Source organism: Paenibacillus sp. GQ49, from assembly GCF_059759055.1.
Genome location: NZ_JCAXEL010000032.1, coordinates 16,042 through 32,284, shown reverse-complemented (window position 1 = coordinate 32,284; position 16,243 = coordinate 16,042). Strand labels below are relative to the sequence as shown.

Genomic DNA, 16,243 nt, shown 5'->3' with positions numbered 1-16,243 from the left:
TCAGGTAGAATTTACTCAATCCAATTGGATACCAAAAATTAAAAATAGCGAAACAAGACTACCTAGGTAATAAGCATATAATTATCAGGCTGATTGCTTATAGGTCTCATTCTGTTTCTTCCCCTAGCAAATACCCCACAGAGATTTCTAAAGCTTTCGCAATCATTAAGACTTCATAATCCTGAACAAGACGATATTGACCCTCCAATCGTGAAAGACTTGTCTGACTGATATCCAAACCTAATGTTTGCAATCTAGCGAGAAATTCTCTTTGTTTGATTCCTTTACTTTTACGAATAGCAACCACCCGAGAGCCAATAATATTTCTGTCGCCAGGTGGTTCTTGTCTATGCTTCATTATGTACACCCCTCATTTCAACCAAATTGTATGAGAAATAATGGTTGTTTTAATGCGGATATCGAATTAAAATAAAATAAACCGATATTCGCATTAAAAATGACTGCTCACGTCTAGCATTAACAGAACATGATGCAGTTTAGACCCATCAGAGAGGTGGATGTATGAGCCGGTTGCTTGACTTATTGGAAGAGGAACGGCGCAAGCTTAATCAGCTTGGTGAGGCATCCTTGAAGCAAGCGATTCCGTTGTGGGAGAACCCTGAGGTTCAGGAACAGAGCCGAAGGGTGGACGAACTGGTGGCACGAGTTAGTGAAATGAGGGCGAAGCATAGTCGAGTGGTACGGTGATGAGTACGGTACATATAGGGGAGGAGAAGCAATGAATTTTCCACCGTGGGTGCAACGAGCGATTCAAGCAAGGTTGGATGAGGTGACTGTCCGGATAGAACATGATCCTGAACTGAGTCGAGTACGTGGGAGAACAGACGAAGCGTTTGAAGTTTTGTTTGCAGGTAAAGATGTCGAGCAGACACCTGAATATATCGAGTGGGAGAATCGCTATATTGTCAGCAAAGGCATAGAAAATGAGCGGTTGTATATGCAGGGACTACGAGATGGCATTCAGCTCACAGTATCCTTGCTGGGTCAGTCGAAGTCGATGTCAGAGGAGACCGATACAGAGGCTTGATCCACTAAGGCGAACCCATAAGTCAGGGGAAGCTGCCTAGATTTTAACTTAAAAACCGGAGCCGAAGCGTGAATCCATCGCTTTGGCTCCGGTTTTAATGCTCTATTTTTCCAAATTCTAAATTAAGGAAAGGATGGATTTGAGTATGTGTTAAGCTTAAACAAACAAAGGCAGAAGTGAGGTATGGGTTATATGAAAAAAAGATCTAAATACTTAATCTTGCTTTTTATGTTTATTGCGATTGTGTTTGTTCTACTTTTTTTGAATACCAATATAAATGAAGCCAATGAGCCAGTGGTTAATGGCAATATCATTCACGTCAAAAACTTTGATCTGGATGCTAAATCAACGAAATTAAAGACAATGACAGAAGGATCGATATTTGTTGAAGGTAAGAACGAGCAAATTGATCATATCAAAATAGTAGCCCATGTAGAGATTGACCCCGTTGACTGGGGTGGTGTTGCATTTTATATCCCTGATCAATGGAGTGTCTCAAGTATCACCAGCAGTTACCCTGAACATCAATCGAAGTTAAAGCCTGCTGAGTATGTATCCACCTGGATGAACTCTTCTGATGACTCTTCATGGCGAACGATGATTGAGATTGGGAGAGAACGAAATTACATAGCAAATGGCGGAGGCACTGGAACGATTGTGATTGAGTTAAGTCCAGATCAAAAGGGTATGTTCCCCTCTGAGTCATTAAAAATTGGTATTGAGGTCGGATCAGAAGAGAAAAATGGAAACCGAATTATGGGTACGGATTCTGTTGAAGTTCCTGTATTTTGAAGTATTTAATCGTGATTGTTTTATTTGGGAAATGAAAACTGTACAGACCTATGATAAGTCAAATATAAAAGAGAAATATGGAAATTAAACTTTGGAGGTGCTGACATGAAAAAGTGGATAATAGCAGGAGTTATAGCTGTGATGGGGGTTAGCATTTTTTTTTGGATATAAGCATTTAAATGCACAAGAACTACGTCCAGATGCAGATTACCACAATTATGCTCTTTCTGAGATAGAATCATTAGCTACTGTAATTGTGGAGGCTGATTGGGAAGAGGAAACGAATTCAATCGTTGAATTAGATCAAAAGGATAAGTATCCATTGGACACACGTACATTTTCAAATATAAAAGTGAAGAAAGTATACAAGGGTGAAGTGAAGGAGGGGGAGGAACTAAACGTAGTTGAATACTATGCCAAGTGGAGAGATGTGGCAGGTGCATATGTAAAATATCCAAATGAATTGTATCAACCTTTAACGTCGGGCAAAAACTATCTATTGTTTTTATATCAAAGTCCAGAGGAACCTTCAGGTTCATATGAGATCATCGGCAACCATCAGGGTAAATATGTTTACCCGGAAAGTCAAAGTAATATGAGTATTCAATCCACTAGTGATCTGGATATTGCCGAAAAAGATGAACATTATTCTGCCTTATATAACGAGGTAAGTGAAAAGTATTTTAAGTAGCACAATGGATATTATTTGAATTACAGAGGGCAAGCGACCCTGATCTACACTTAAAAACCCGAGCCGAAGCGTGAATAACTCGCTTCGGCTCGGGTTTTAATGCTCTACTTTTCTAAAATCCAAATCTTACTTCGCACTTACCGATTTGAACCAATCATTCACTTCTTGCGTGATCTGATCTCCGCCATTGGATTTCCAGTTGGCGACGAATTGGTCAAAGGCATCAATTGGCAAATTGCCGTAGATGATTTTGTTGAAGGTTTCCATCTCGGACTGGCGGAGCAGGTTCCATTTGGACACCATGGTTGGTGTGGCTGCGCCAGTGAAATAGTTTTGTTTACGAACGTCGATCTGGGACATCACGACTTTACCTGCATACCAGTTTTCCGGTTTGCGGAATTCGGCCATTTGTTTCTCGTAAGGTGTTTCAGGCTTCTCGCCGTTGGCCAGCTTCACGAGTGTTTTCATGTACAGATCCGGGATACGTGCTGGGCCGGTCAGGAAAGGGAATTCGTTGGAGAAGTCTTTGATCTTCTCTTTGTCACTGGTCGGTTGTCCGTCAATGATATCCCAGTCGTACCCTTTGGCGAAGCCGTATTCATACTCGCTGCCCGCTTTCGGGTTAGCCAGGTTATCGAGCAAGTAGTTGTAGTACAGGAAGATGGCTTCCGGATGCTTCGCATCCTTGTTGATCATGATACTTGCGTTGACACCAGAGTTCTGCCACTTCGTACCGATCTTGCCGTCTGGGCCAGCTGGAACAGGGTAAGCTTTATACTTTGAGCCAGGTACGTTCTTCAGCAGGTCAGGTGCAGGCCAGTCCGGTACCCAGTTTGCGCCAGGCAGAATGCCCGCTTTGCCAGCTGTCCAGCTTTCAGCGGATTTGCCTTCGTCCCACAGAGCGGAGTCAGCGTGGATATAACCTTTATCCATCCATTCAGCCAGCTTGGCAAGGGCTTGTTTGGCACCCGGGTTAACGGAGCCGTACTCGAGGTTGCCGTTTGCGTCTTTGTTCCATTGCTCCTCGATTGTGCCGTATGCACCGAACAACCAGTCGAGCTGACCCATCCAGGTGTTAGTGTTATTTTTCAGCGAGATCGCCAGAGGGAATACTTTGTCTGGAGACAGACCGTCCGGGTTTTCGTTTTTGAATTTGTCCATGATGTTCTCAAGGTCTGCGATGGTTTTCGGAGCTTCCAGGTTCAGCTTCTCCATCCAGTCCTCGCGGAGCCAGAGCAGTGTATCATCGTTATCGGTGTACTCCATGATCGGCATATTGTATTTCTTGCCGTCCTTGGTGAACGGATACCAGAGTTCAGGATGTGCTGCTGCGTGATCTTTCAGGGTCTGACTCGCGTACTTGTCGAACAACTCATCGATGGCGATGAATTGACCAGAGTCGATCAGCTGATTAGTCAGTACCGCATTGGTGGGTACCGTTACGAAATCAGGCAGTTTCTCACCAGAGGCGATAGCCAGTTGCAGCTTTTGTCTGTATTGATCGTCATTGGCCGGATACCAGGTATCTTTATGCTTCATACCCAGCGTTTCGAGCATCCAGCGATCGTGCACGTTGTTTTCTTTGGTATCTCCTTGCACGTATTTCTTCGGCATTAATACCGAACTGAACTCGATGGGTGGGTCATATTTTCCTTTAGCAAAAGCAGCTTCTGCTTCAGCTGAGCCGACTGTTCCCGGCGTATTATTACCATTGTCACTGCCTGTCTCGCCACTGCCGCACGCAGTGATCGTGATGAGCGCGATAACCATGAGCAGTGACCACCATGTTTTTTTGAATTTGATCATTGTTCAATCCCCCTACGGTGTATGATCTTTACAAATGCGTGTTCAAAAAGGCCGGTTTTCAGTACCGAGAAGATGGGATGAAGCTAGAAATGGAGTAGCGGAGCGTAGATAGAGCTACGTGAGCAACGGACATTTCGGCTGAATTCCATATTCGATGCTGATGATGCCGCTAGGCATCCTTCGTAATCAAAAGCGGACTTTTTGAACAACCTCTACAATGTAACTGTACCAATTTGGGCGGGAGGGCATCTATATGAGTTTGTTAGTTTCGATAGGACTCTATTATGTTATTTATGCTGGTCGCGATACTCCTGCGGCGTAACGCCGAATTGACGCTTGAACACTTTGATAAAATAAGCCGGGTCCATATAACCAATCTCCATGCTGATTTCGTACACTTTTTTGGTGGTCGTGACCAGCTTGTGACAGGCCCGATCCATACGCAGGCGCGAGATATAATCACTGATGCCTTCGCCGGTTTCGATCTTATAGATTTTGGACAAATGGGTCGGGTGCAGATTGACATGGTCAGCCAGTACACGCAAAGACACATCCAGATGCAAGTTCTTATCTGTAAAATCCTGAATCTTCTTCACATACTCGGAACGGATGTCCTTGATCTCGTTGGACGTGCCTTCCTTGAGTTTGCTAAGCACGCTGAGCGACCATTTCCGCAATTTGCTGATGGTAGCGAAAACTTCCCCACTTTGCAAACCCTCGACATCATTTCCCATTAAAGTGGTCAGAGTCAGCTTGTTCCGGTGGGCAATATTGGTGAATGAAGCCGTAATAAGAAAACCTGCCTCCATGCAATGCTCCCATGATTCCGACCATTTCTCATCCAGTTCCGCGCAGACCGCGCGTATTTTCTCTTCGGCGGCATCCCACTGTCCGCTCTCTAGCAAACTAATAAAGGTGGGTGGGGTGTACAGTACATCCAAGGGACCTTGTGCCGCAGGTGTCTCGACATCGCTGACACGCATGACAAATTCGCGTTCATCGCCAACGATCTGCCGGAAGTAAGCGGAAGCCTGACGGAAACGATCATAGAGCTGATCCGGAAAGGTGAACCACTCGGTGATAACGATGGAGAGGGAGCCTTTCAGAAACTGTTTTACTTTGGATTGAAGCTGAATTGATAGCTTCTCCAGAATGGTTTCTTTCCCAATATCGCCTTTCCGATCTTTCAACTGAAGCAAAAACACCAGATATCCGTGCTCCTCCTTGACGCCCCACACTTCCATAAACTCACCCATAATCTCTTCCGCCATATTGATGATTGCATATTCGATCAGGGTCTGATCATTGCTGTCATAGTGTCCGAATTCTTCTTCCAAACGAACCAACATTAACGCGGCATCCCCGGTATGAAAGGGGAGATTGTAATTAGCGAGCTTCCGATCCCATTCCGCAGCGGCGATTCGTTGTCCTTGCAAAGCCCCAAGGAGCAGTCTTCCTCGCAAATGGGGGAGATTCTCCCGCAATGTAAACTGCGTTCGTGTCAGTGAACTGACGAGTTCCCATTCGTTGTTCAATTGATCGATGGCTTTCTGCACAGCGCCCATTAATTCCTCGTCTGTCGGGGGTTTGAGCAGATAGTCTACGGCTTCGAACTGGATGGCTTTTTTGGCGTAATCGAATTCGGAATACCCGGATAACAGAATACATTTTATTTTTTTGTCCCGGATGCGGATGCGTTCGATCAGTTCAATGCCTGTCATTTCGGGCATCTGAATGTCCGAGATCACGATATCGATGGGGTGAGTGTCGATCATTTGTAGTGCTTCGTGTGCCGAGTATGCTTTATGCACATGTTCGATCCCCAGTGTGTGCCAGGGCTTGGTCATGGACAGGTTATCGACCCAGTGTGCTTCATCGTCTACGATCATCATTTGCATTATAATGTCTCCCTTGGTGGTTGGTATATAAGGCCAATAATCAAAATCAAAGGATACGTGAAGTGAACAAAATCGCTACGGATTTGAAGGGTTCTTTCGATCGCTGTTCAAGCCCCATTTTCTGAATTGGAAGATTGGATGGTTAAAATGGTGCTTGAAAGGCGAACGCTTCGCTTCTCCAGAATCCCTTCAATCCTTCGCTTGAGTTCACGTAAATTCTAATCATTTATTTTAAACAAGGCCTTATATAAATGTTCACGTGTAAATGGTTCGTTCAAAATCAAATATCAACTTATCGTTAGTATCGAAATTAATTTGTATCGGTATTACCTTTATCGGAATCTGTATCCTCTTTTGGTATCTCCCAGATGATTTCGGTTCGGAATCCGCCAAGTGGGGATGGGCCGAATAGGAGGTAGGAGTGACTGCCGAACAGGTGCGTGATTCGTTGGTGCGTATTCCAAAGGCCGCAGCCCATTTCTTCTTGTAAAGGTTCCTGCATCTTCAAGTTCAGCGCTTCGTACTGTTCCGGGCTTAAGCCTGGGCCGTCGTCGTCGATGTATATTCTGCCAAAACCATTCAAGCGCTCCCCGGTAATTCGGATTTCCCCGGATGAATAGGACTTCGCCACGCCGTGAATTACGGAATTTTCAACCATTGGCTGAAGCATTAATCGTGGCACCGACTGGGAGAGCATATCCTCAGGGATATCGATATGATATTCAATGCGACTATTGCGCAGCTTCTGGATATCCAGATAGTTGATCAGCAGTTTGATCTCTTCTTGTAGCGACGACGTCTCCCGTTCCATACGGGTGGTATAGCGATAATATGCACTAAGGTTATGCGCCATGGAGACCACGGCTTGCTCGTCCTTCATCTGGGCCATGTTGATGATATAACCAAGACAATTATATAGGAAATGCGGATTGATCTGCGCTTGTAATTGCTTCAGCGTAGCTTCCCTGGCTCTAATTTTCTCATGGAATACATTCTCGATCAGATCCTGAATCTGATGGGACATATCGTTGAATCGGCGGAACAGGAATGAGAACTCATTCTGGTTTTTGCTATGCAGTCGGACAGAATAATCCCCTTGCTCGACGCGGCGTAAGCCTTTGATCAGCTTTTTGATCGGATATTGCACATTCCGGTACAGCAAGATTGAAGCAGAGATGCCCACCACTAACAGTAAAATCATACAGGTGTAGAACAGATTCTGACTCAGCGAGATGGGTTTCAAAATCTGATACAGTGGAATCACGTCAACCAGGTGCCAATCCAGATAAGTGGACTTCACAGAGCTAACCAGATAGTTTTTCCCGTTCAGCTCCACGACATCCTGCGTGGTATCTTCGGGAGAGTGCGTATCCAGATACTGAATGAGTTCTGCGGACAACTGCTTGTCCGCGCTACGATTCAGAATGGGTGCATTTCCTTTGTGATATAAGAAAGGATCACCTTGTCCGCCTGCTTTATACGTATCCAGCATATTCTGAATGTTCTCATAGCTGAAGCTGGCTTCAATCACCAGATTGCTTCCAGTGAGCATCCCCGGCTGTGCCAAGGAATCGGTATAGAACCAATAGAAGGAGTTCAGTTCGTCCTGTGATGCGGAACCCTGATCCCCATAGGTCCATCGTCCACTCATATTTTTTTTCAAATACTCTTCATCATATCCTGTCGTTTGGTTGTAGTTGGCGATGACATCCTTATTCTGCTGTGAATGCACCGCATATCGGGTGGGCCATATATCCGTAACGCCGGTTTGCAGCGTCATCTTCTCTTGTATCACATAACGGGTCTGCATCCGGTCATACCGATCATCCCACATGTTAAGGCCGTTGAATGCTCTGACATTTGGATCTCGGGAGAGAATTAGGCTGAAATCCATCATCTGGTTGATGCGGGAGTCGATCTGACTGGACAGAAACGTGAGCTGTTTGGTGTTGGAGATCTGCAGTTCTTTGCTGACGACATCATAGGTGACGTTATTCGAGTAGGTGTACATGATTAGAATGGGGATGAACAAGACCACAATTAACAAGTTTATTTTGGCAAAAAGACTGAATGGGGATCTGGTTTTACCTTGAAAAGGCATTAAGCGCTTCCATATATACATGAAAAGTCTCCTTCTAATTCGTGTGTAAACAACCTCTTCTGATGATACCCTAACAAAACACTATCAAGCCTAACAATGTTATATAGCAGACCTCAGAATGGCTTGATACTATTTATATCAGAGAACCCGATCACACACAAAAACTTTTTTTGGGAACAGGAGAAGCGCTATGGAGGCTAAATTGGAGGGTAAGCGGATCCCGCAGGCAAACGTTGGGAACAAGCTGGATAAAAAGAGAAAAAAACGCTACAAACAGCCATGGATTCTGCACTTTATGGTGTTGCCGGCGGCCATTATGGTCTTTATATTTTCATACATTCCGATGTCCGGGATTTTGATGGCATTTCAAGATTATAAACCTGCACTGGGATTTTTCAATTCCGAATGGGTAGGACTGAAACACTTTAGGTACATGTGGGAAAATGATTATTTCCTGCAAATTACGTGGAACACGTTGTTCTTTGCCTGTTCCAAGATTGTCATGAACCTGATCATTCCGTTTGTATTCGCCTTATTACTTAATGAGGTACGGAAGATGGCGCTGAAAAGAACGATTCAAACGCTCGTGTATCTTCCTCACTTTTTGTCCTGGGTTACGCTATCAGGCATTTTGATCGACATTCTGGCCCAGACGGGTATTGTCAATCAGTTCCTGGTTTCGGTATTCGGCATCAAACCGATCTTCTTCCTGGGGGATGGCAGCTGGTTCCGATTCACGATTATTGCGAGTGATGTCTGGAAAGAGTTTGGATTCAACACGATCATCTTCCTCGCGGCGTTGTCCGGCATTAACCCGGCACTGTATGAGGCGGCTGAAGTGGACGGCGCAGGACGCTGGAAGCAAACGATGTATATTACCATCCCGGCACTTATTCCGATTGGGATCGTCATCGCCACCCTGGCACTGGGGAATGTGCTTAACGCCAACTTTGACCAGATCTTTAACTTATATAGTCCGCTGATTTACCAACAAGGAGATATTATCGATACGTTTGTGTATCGAGAAGGTCTGCTTAGTGGGCAGTTCAGTTTTGCTACCGCTGTGAATCTGTTCAAATCGGTCATCAGCCTGATCCTGATTGTGATCTCGTACCGACTGGCTTACCGATTCGCCGGATACCGAATTTTCTAGAAAGGAGGACGAACAAATGTATCATAAAACGATGCCTTACCGCATATTCAGCATATTCAACAATGTGTTACTGACCCTGCTTTCACTGCTCTGCTTGCTACCTTTGTATCACTTGCTCATGGTATCTCTTAGCGCATCTGCACCTGCAAATGCTGGTCTCGTAACGTTCTGGCCAATTGGATTTACACTGGAGGCGTATGCGAAAACATTCGCCAATACCAACTTCCTCTCCTCCTTATGGGTATCTGTGGAGCGGACGGTACTGGGTACTGGACTTGCGTTAATCGTTAATACGATTGCAGCCTATGCGCTTTCCAAGGAGACGCGGGTGTTCCGCGCACGTAACATCTATCTATGGTATTTTGTCATCACGATGCTGTTCAGCGGTGGCCTCATTCCGGGGTATATCCTGATTCTGAAGCTGGGACTGATGAACACATTGCTGGCCTTGATCCTGCCAGGATTGGTTGCGGTGTTCAACATCATTCTGTTGCTGAATTTCTTCCGTACCGTTCCGAAGGATCTGGAAGAAGCGGCATTTATCGATGGCGCAGGGCACTTTAAGACGTTTATCAAAATCTATCTGCCTGTCTCGGTACCCGTTATTGCAACGGTTTCGCTCTTCATGATGGTTGGGCATTGGAATGCATATTTTGACGGAATCATCTACATCCGTGATGCGGAAAAACTGCCACTCGCGACATTCATGCAGACGATCATCGTGCAGGCCGATATGTCGAAGCTTGATCCAGAAGCGGTGAAGAACCTGTCCCAACGGACCATTCGGGCTTCACAGATCTTTATTAGCGCGCTGCCGATCCTGCTTGTGTATCCGTTCCTGCAACGGTACTTTGTTACTGGGATCGTGGTTGGTGCTGTTAAGGAGTAGTTAAATGTAGGGAATGAATAGGATTGTAAAATGGAGTCACTGAACTGGGGAAGGCCAGGGAGGTGGCTTCTTTTTGGTGTATGGATAAAGAACGTTGCATATATGTAGTGTATTACCTTTATTTGAATAAAATGGTACATTGGAAGTTGATGAAAGAGTTGTTTTATTAAGCCGAGAGGATGAATACGATGGTGAATCAAAACTTGAAACAAGCAATAATCAGGGGAGAAACTTCGCTAGGCATTGAATTTGGATCCACACGAATCAAAGCTGTACTCATGGATCACCATTTTAATACCATCTGTTCCAGCAGTTATGAGTGGGAAAATCAATTGATTGGCGGTTACTGGACTTACCCTATGGATGAAATGATTCATGGGTTGCAACAAACCTATCATCAATTAAAGCAAGAGATTGAAAAAAATTATGGTGTAACGATACAAAAAATTGGCTCAATCGGATGTTCTGCTATGATGCAGGGTTACATTGCACTCGATCAAACAGGGGAGTTATTGGTTCCGTTCCGTACATGGCGCAATGCCACAACGGGTAAGGCTGCATCAGAGCTAACCGAGAAATTCCAGTTTAAAATTCCAGAGCGTTGGAGCATCGCACATTTGTATCAAGCGATTTTGAACGGAGAAGAGCATGTCACTAACATCAATTATATTACGACACTATCAGGTTACATACATCAGCTGTTGACTGGCAGTAAAGCTATGGGTATAGGGGATGCCTCAGGTATGTTCCCAATTGATGAATCCACACTGGGATATCATGAAAAAATGTTGAAGAAGTTTGACGATTTAATTGCCGACAAAGGCTACCCGTGGAATCTTAAAGATATTTTACCTAAAGTGTACACTGCCGGTGAACATGCCGGATATCTTAGTGAAGCTGGTGCCCGACTGTTAGATCCATCAGGTAACTTGGAATCCAATATACCACTGTGCCCTCCGGAAGGCGATGCTGGAACAGGCATGGTCGCTACGAATAGTGTCCAAAAACGTACGGGTAACATTTCCGTAGGTACATCGATTTATGCCATGATTGTATTAGATAAAAACCTGTCTACGGTATACCCTGAGATTGACATCGTGACTACACCTGAAGGCAACCCTGTGGCTATGGTTCTTGCGAATAACTGCTCCAGCGATATTAATGCCTGGGTCGACTTGTTCCGTGAGTTTTATGAGGCTATGGGACAGAAGCCCGATATGAACCAGTTATTCAGTGTGTTGTTTAATGAAGCACTGAAAGCTGACGCTGATGGCGGTGGCTTACTGAGCTATGGCTACTATTCAGGAGAGAACATTACAGGAATTGCAAAAGGTCGTCCGTTGTTCGTACGTTCTCCAGAGAGCCGCTTCAATCTGGCAAACTTTATGAGAGTCCATCTATTTGCTGCGTTTGCTGCACTAAGGCTCGGGCTGGATATTCTCACACAGAAGGAGCACGTAACGATTGAGCACATTTGGGCGCATGGCGGATTGTTCAAAACCCCACTAGTCGCTCAAAAAATGTGCGCATCCGCACTGAATATTCCCGTGTCGGTCATGTCTACCGCTGGTGAAGGTGGCGCATGGGGAATGGCTATTTTGGCTTCCTACATGGTTAATAAGCAGCAGCACGAGGGTTTGGCGGAGTACCTTACTACCAAGGTGTTTATTGATGCAGAAGGACAAGAGGTTTCTCCAAATAGCGCGGATGTGAATGGATTTGCCTTGTTCATGGAGCGTTACACGGAAGGACTGGCCATTGAGCAGTCAGCAATAGATCATTTCGTGGAGAATGGGAAGAAAGCCTGAGATGTAATAATTTCTTGAACAGAGGAGATTGGAACGAAGCCCGTTGCCTACACTATGCTGCCCTGCTATAATTTCGATATATCTATCGTATTGGGGGTTATGACGTGGCAATATGGATGATGCCGGATTGCTCGTTCGCTAGAAAGCCTTACGCAAAGCCTGAATAGGGGCGGACTTTGTGTAGGGCGCGACAAAAATGAGATTGTTGCCCTGGAATCAATATCAACATAATGTTACATCCCGCAGGCTTTGCACCTTATTTGTTCTTCCAATAAAAATAAGGGGCTGAACGCCATGCAAACACCATTTATTCAGAATCATCAATTCAATTATATTCAAAAACAAGCTGATTTCCTGCTCAAAACGCTACGCTCGGTTGTGGATCCCAAAGTATTGGAAACCGTCCGTTATACGGTCGGCACAAATGCGGTGAGCATCTTCGATGAACTCACTTCGGAGCAGAAGCAACTGCTGGAGCAGTTATCCACGTATGAGACGACACATGAATTGCAGACGTATCTGAACCAGCTCGAATCATATCTGATTCTATTTCCGCAAGTATCAGCGAAGCAGATTCAGAAGCTGTTTCCTAAGGCGAAGAAGCTTAAATTGCCGGATCTGGAGTTAGTCGATTACGCACGTACTACCTATCTGAGATGGACTGACATTGCGACGAGCCGTTTGTTCATCGTGTACCCGTACGAAGGCAGATTCCTCGGTATTGAGGGACGGATTACACCCACGAACAAAAAAGGGTACTGCATGTTCTGTCATCGTCATCAGGAGCTTGGATTCTTCAACGTGAAGACGAAGGCTCATTCGCCAGATAACTTTTCTTCCATTGCCCAGTACGTATGCATGGATAACACAGCTTGCAACCATAGCATTACTGATATCACTATGTTGGAGAAGTTTCTTCTCTCGACAGTAAAATAATGCAAGACACACAGGCAGGGTCGCTCTTCGGAGCGACCTTTTTGCCCTGTTCAAGCGTAGTGATTCGCCATTGAACGTACTACAAAACTTCAGAATTCATATTCTGTCATACCTTTTTTCTCATACGATCATGGAGTCGGAATATCGTTGACATAGTTCAGTCCCAAGTGATGTGCATGGTTCAGCAGTGCCTCATAATGCTCAGGCTTGGATTCCAACGTTTCATAGATAAACTCAACCCTTGATTGGGACACACCGCAATAATCGGCAATCCCCACATTGAGCAGGTTGGCGATCGATTGACCATAGTTGCGCTTCTGCATCTGTTCTTCCGTCACACCCGAAAGAGCGATCCACAATATCTGCTTATGAGAGAGCTTGTTCGCGCCGTAAGCAAATCCGTTGTTCATGACTCGATCCACATAACCTTTCAACATGGCTGGCAGATGCCACCACCAGAGAGGAAACACAAAAGCCACAGCATCGTGTTTCTTCAACCGCTTCATCTCGGTTTCAACCTCAGGTGAGAATACCTGATTTTCTTGGGTATAGTCTGGTTCATCCATCTCACGAAGAATCGGGTCGAATCCAATCCCATGCAAATCCAATATCTCATAACCGTGACCGGCATCGGTAAGACCCTGTGCAAAACGTTGAGCTACCTGAAAGGTCAGGGAGTCTTTTCTTGGATGGGATACTACAACGAGTACGTTCATCTTATCTTTCACTACCTTTCTGGATTGCAGTCTTGTAGCCATGAATCAGTGGCTGATGCTATTATAAACAGGTATGAAAACATCTGGAAGTACGCACTTTGATGTTCTATAGGAAGAATGAAGTGCCATAGGAACATTAAAGTACCCTAAATGGATGCCTCGAAATGGGCTTAAATAATAGAAAGAAGAGCAGCAAAAAGTTTATATTTTCACTTGGGATACAGCCTGATTATGGAGGGGTTCAAAAATGACAGAACATGGAGAAACGAGTGCTCCAAAAAAATATAAAGTAGGCGTGGAAGCGGCCTTGGAAGTTATGGGCGGAAAGTGGAAGCCTTTGATTATTTATCATTTGATGACCGGGCGGAAACGTACGTCGGAGCTTCGAAGATTGATACCGGACATTACGCAGAAGATGCTGACAACACAGCTCAGAGGTCTGGAAAAGGACGAGATTGTGCAGCGCAAGGTATATTCGGAGGTTCCTCCCAAAGTGGAATATGAGTTGACGGACTACGGCTGGGGACTCAAGCCTGCCCTGGATCATCTATGTTATTGGGGAGAAGAGCATCTGGACAAAATCCACGGGGATAAGTTTAAAGTATTGGAGGATTTCGATTCTGAAGAGAAGGGGGCGAGAAATTGAATGGTGCAGAGCACGTGAAACAGGCAGTCCCTATTCGTTGTGAAGGCGTGGCTGTAGTTCTGTTGAAGAAAAGCCTCGATCAATACCGTGTACTGATGCTAAAGCGGGCTGGTCGTATGTTGCATAACGAGTGGTGTTATGTTGGCGGCGGGATAGAAAAGGGCGAGAAGGCTTGGGAAACTGCACTCAGAGAAGTTCATGAGGAAACAGGTATTACAGAAGTCCGGTTGTATTCTGCCAATCAATTCGAACAATATTATTCACCCATGGGGGAGTATATCTATATTGCTCCCGTATTCGTAGGATATGTGGATGAAGACCAGCCCGTCCGGTTAAATCATGAACATACCGAGTACCGATGGATGACGTTTGACGAAGCCAAAGAAAATGCGGCATTGCCCGGAATTGAAGATATTTTGGATTTTGTTGAAAAGCATTTTGCCAAGAAGGCTCCGTCGAAATGGCTGCGGATTGATGGGAAGATGTAATTCGAGATCAGAAGATATGAAGGTTTTTAGAGAAATTCAGAAGTTTAGAGGCATAATAATGAAAGAGGTGTGAGACAAATGATTAACGAAGAATATTATGTGAAGCTTAATCGAGATGCACAAGAACAGTATCAATCTTACAAACAAGAAGCAGAAGCACGGGTACATAGAAGAGAATATACGACAAGTAAACGGTATGACATTTCTCCGTACTGGTATGCGCGCCAAGGTGAAATTCCTGGAGATATCTCGTATGAAGTGACAGATACCTATTATGAGTTTGATGATGAAGGTAGAATACGGATTTTGGCCTGTGACGATTTAATTGATGGCTACACGTATGTTTCATATGATGAAAGTCATATAACGACAAGAACGTATGTCGATGGCGAATTGGACTCAGTCAAGGAATATTTGATACAAGACGGGTTAATCTGTCGGTCAGTTGAGTATTTTACTCGATTCAATAAATTAGAGTATGAGGATTATATCTATGAAAGCAACAGACTTGTAGAAGTATATCAACCTCAATACGAAAATAATGCTCTTTTTGATCACCTTCTTCTCACCTATTTCAAATATGATGAGCAAGGAATTCTCCAGCGAGTGTTAGATGGAACCAAAGGTGTGATCTATGTGAAGATGCCACCTGAAGAAGTTCTAATACTCCGGGAAACGGTGAAAAAGGAACTCATTCTGGCCGTGAAAGACATTATTGATGTTCTCTGTGAAAATCAATCGGACAAAAGATATTGTTTTCTGTCCATCTACTTACACGATGAAGTTGATACGGTATATTCACCTATTTTTGATCCAGGTTTGCAAGAAATAAGAGAAGAACAAATTGAAGAGAAAGATGAAAACGAAGATTACTATTACAACATTTGGAATTCAGGAGAGCATCCTGGAATTGATCAACAAGAACTTACAAATCATGATTTAATTGAGAAGCTTAGAACTCTTATTATGTATTGGCGTAGCAACGGAGATTGGTGGGAGGAAGGAATGAGATTGTGGAAGGAAGTCGCGTATGACCTCAATGAAACGACGAATTGGTCCGATTACTCCCGACTTACGGAAAACTTTGTTGTATTCGTCGAATGGGAGGCGATGGATGTTATGAGTGGAGATTTGCAAGAAAGCATCCCACCTGCCAAGTTAGAAGTTTTACAATCAGAAGGCTTAGCACCAATCATTTAAAGTCCATCAAACTCACAAGTAGAAATTTGAGAGAAAAAATATCATTACTGAATATGAATTTGAGCAAAATA

Annotated in this window: 16 protein-coding genes; 11 read left to right on the top strand and 5 right to left on the bottom strand. The window is 44.4% G+C overall.

Features of this window, described 5'->3' with window-relative positions:
- Positions 1–106: 106 nt before the first annotated feature.
- Positions 107–358, bottom strand: coding sequence for a helix-turn-helix domain-containing protein (locus AC6CIF_RS30855; protein ID WP_498202641.1), 252 nt, complete (start codon positions 356–358; stop codon positions 107–109).
- A 164-nt stretch (positions 359–522) separates the two neighbouring features.
- Between AC6CIF_RS30855 and AC6CIF_RS30850 the strand changes: the two genes are divergently transcribed.
- The 4 genes from AC6CIF_RS30850 (at position 523) to AC6CIF_RS30835 (ending at position 2,531) form a co-directional block, all read left to right on the top strand.
- The gene (locus tag AC6CIF_RS30850; protein WP_036610538.1) at positions 523–708 is read left to right on the top strand and encodes a hypothetical protein; all 186 of its coding nucleotides are present in this window, start codon (positions 523–525) and stop codon (positions 706–708) included.
- Between the two features lie 31 nt (positions 709–739).
- Complete coding sequence (locus AC6CIF_RS30845; protein ID WP_498202640.1) at positions 740–1,048, top strand: hypothetical protein; 309 nt, start codon at positions 740–742, stop codon at positions 1,046–1,048.
- Between the two features lie 192 nt (positions 1,049–1,240).
- Positions 1,241–1,840, top strand: a complete 600-nt coding sequence (locus AC6CIF_RS30840; protein WP_498202639.1) for a hypothetical protein — start codon at positions 1,241–1,243, stop codon at positions 1,838–1,840.
- A gap of 322 nt (positions 1,841–2,162) precedes the next feature.
- The gene (locus tag AC6CIF_RS30835; protein ID WP_498202638.1) at positions 2,163–2,531 is read left to right on the top strand and encodes a hypothetical protein; all 369 of its coding nucleotides are present in this window, start codon (positions 2,163–2,165) and stop codon (positions 2,529–2,531) included.
- A gap of 126 nt (positions 2,532–2,657) precedes the next feature.
- On the opposite strand, the gene AC6CIF_RS30830 is transcribed toward AC6CIF_RS30835, so the two are convergent.
- The 3 genes from AC6CIF_RS30830 to AC6CIF_RS30820 form a co-directional block, all read right to left on the bottom strand.
- Positions 2,658–4,337, bottom strand: a complete 1,680-nt coding sequence (locus tag AC6CIF_RS30830) for a type 2 periplasmic-binding domain-containing protein (protein WP_340016232.1) — start codon at positions 4,335–4,337, stop codon at positions 2,658–2,660.
- A 287-nt stretch (positions 4,338–4,624) separates the two neighbouring features.
- A complete protein-coding gene (locus AC6CIF_RS30825) occupies positions 4,625–6,235 on the bottom strand; it encodes a response regulator transcription factor (protein ID WP_498202637.1) in 1,611 nt (536 codons plus the stop codon).
- Positions 6,236–6,545: 310 nt separating this feature from the next.
- Positions 6,546–8,357, bottom strand: coding sequence for a sensor histidine kinase (locus tag AC6CIF_RS30820; RefSeq protein WP_498202636.1), 1,812 nt, complete (start codon positions 8,355–8,357; stop codon positions 6,546–6,548).
- 169 nt (positions 8,358–8,526) lie between these two features.
- Between AC6CIF_RS30820 and AC6CIF_RS30815 the strand changes: the two genes are divergently transcribed.
- The 4 genes from AC6CIF_RS30815 to AC6CIF_RS30800 all read left to right on the top strand — a co-directional run bounded on the left by AC6CIF_RS30815 (position 8,527) and on the right by AC6CIF_RS30800 (position 13,122).
- Complete coding sequence (locus AC6CIF_RS30815; RefSeq protein ID WP_372238352.1) at positions 8,527–9,489, top strand: ABC transporter permease; 963 nt, start codon at positions 8,527–8,529, stop codon at positions 9,487–9,489.
- A gap of 16 nt (positions 9,490–9,505) precedes the next feature.
- On the top strand, positions 9,506–10,378 hold the full coding sequence (locus AC6CIF_RS30810) for a carbohydrate ABC transporter permease (RefSeq protein ID WP_149846479.1): 873 nt from the start codon (positions 9,506–9,508) through the stop codon (positions 10,376–10,378).
- Between the two features lie 188 nt (positions 10,379–10,566).
- The gene (locus AC6CIF_RS30805) at positions 10,567–12,186 is read left to right on the top strand and encodes a xylulokinase (protein ID WP_498202635.1); all 1,620 of its coding nucleotides are present in this window, start codon (positions 10,567–10,569) and stop codon (positions 12,184–12,186) included.
- 294 nt (positions 12,187–12,480) lie between these two features.
- Entirely contained in the window at positions 12,481–13,122 is a 642-nt protein-coding gene (locus AC6CIF_RS30800; RefSeq protein WP_498202634.1) for a FusB/FusC family EF-G-binding protein, read from the top strand.
- A gap of 128 nt (positions 13,123–13,250) precedes the next feature.
- Here the strand turns inward: AC6CIF_RS30800 and AC6CIF_RS30795 are convergent, their stop codons facing one another.
- The gene (locus tag AC6CIF_RS30795) at positions 13,251–13,838 is read right to left on the bottom strand and encodes an NAD(P)H oxidoreductase (RefSeq protein WP_498202664.1); all 588 of its coding nucleotides are present in this window, start codon (positions 13,836–13,838) and stop codon (positions 13,251–13,253) included.
- Between the two features lie 247 nt (positions 13,839–14,085).
- Between AC6CIF_RS30795 and AC6CIF_RS30790 the strand changes: the two genes are divergently transcribed.
- The 3 genes from AC6CIF_RS30790 (at position 14,086) to AC6CIF_RS30780 (ending at position 16,172) form a co-directional block, all read left to right on the top strand.
- Positions 14,086–14,484, top strand: coding sequence for a winged helix-turn-helix transcriptional regulator (locus tag AC6CIF_RS30790; RefSeq protein ID WP_074094132.1), 399 nt, complete (start codon positions 14,086–14,088; stop codon positions 14,482–14,484).
- Positions 14,481–14,972, top strand: coding sequence for an NUDIX hydrolase (locus AC6CIF_RS30785; protein WP_498202633.1), 492 nt, complete (start codon positions 14,481–14,483; stop codon positions 14,970–14,972). Before AC6CIF_RS30790 ends, AC6CIF_RS30785 begins: the two co-directional genes overlap by 4 nt.
- 78 nt (positions 14,973–15,050) lie before the next feature.
- Positions 15,051–16,172, top strand: coding sequence for a hypothetical protein (locus AC6CIF_RS30780; RefSeq protein ID WP_498202632.1), 1,122 nt, complete (start codon positions 15,051–15,053; stop codon positions 16,170–16,172).
- The last annotated feature ends 71 nt before the right edge of the window (positions 16,173–16,243 follow it).

Excerpts from the sequence above, each read along its gene's own strand:
- AC6CIF_RS30855 (WP_498202641.1), bottom strand. The coding sequence starts at position 358 with ATGAAGCATAGACAAGAACCACCTGGCGACAGAAATATTATTGGCTCT.
- AC6CIF_RS30850 (WP_036610538.1), top strand. The coding sequence starts at position 523 with ATGAGCCGGTTGCTTGACTTATTGGAAGAGGAACGGCGCAAGCTTAAT.
- AC6CIF_RS30845 (WP_498202640.1), top strand. The coding sequence starts at position 740 with ATGAATTTTCCACCGTGGGTGCAACGAGCGATTCAAGCAAGGTTGGAT.
- AC6CIF_RS30840 (WP_498202639.1), top strand. The coding sequence starts at position 1,241 with ATGAAAAAAAGATCTAAATACTTAATCTTGCTTTTTATGTTTATTGCG.
- AC6CIF_RS30830 (WP_340016232.1), bottom strand. The coding sequence starts at position 4,337 with ATGATCAAATTCAAAAAAACATGGTGGTCACTGCTCATGGTTATCGCG.
- AC6CIF_RS30825 (WP_498202637.1), bottom strand. The coding sequence starts at position 6,235 with ATGCAAATGATGATCGTAGACGATGAAGCACACTGGGTCGATAACCTG.
- AC6CIF_RS30820 (WP_498202636.1), bottom strand. The coding sequence starts at position 8,357 with ATGTATATATGGAAGCGCTTAATGCCTTTTCAAGGTAAAACCAGATCC.
- AC6CIF_RS30815 (WP_372238352.1), top strand. The coding sequence starts at position 8,527 with ATGGAGGCTAAATTGGAGGGTAAGCGGATCCCGCAGGCAAACGTTGGG.
- AC6CIF_RS30810 (WP_149846479.1), top strand. The coding sequence starts at position 9,506 with ATGTATCATAAAACGATGCCTTACCGCATATTCAGCATATTCAACAAT.
- AC6CIF_RS30805 (WP_498202635.1), top strand. The coding sequence starts at position 10,567 with ATGGTGAATCAAAACTTGAAACAAGCAATAATCAGGGGAGAAACTTCG.
- AC6CIF_RS30800 (WP_498202634.1), top strand. The coding sequence starts at position 12,481 with ATGCAAACACCATTTATTCAGAATCATCAATTCAATTATATTCAAAAA.
- AC6CIF_RS30795 (WP_498202664.1), bottom strand. The coding sequence starts at position 13,838 with ATGAACGTACTCGTTGTAGTATCCCATCCAAGAAAAGACTCCCTGACC.
- AC6CIF_RS30790 (WP_074094132.1), top strand. The coding sequence starts at position 14,086 with ATGACAGAACATGGAGAAACGAGTGCTCCAAAAAAATATAAAGTAGGC.
- AC6CIF_RS30780 (WP_498202632.1), top strand. The coding sequence starts at position 15,051 with ATGATTAACGAAGAATATTATGTGAAGCTTAATCGAGATGCACAAGAA.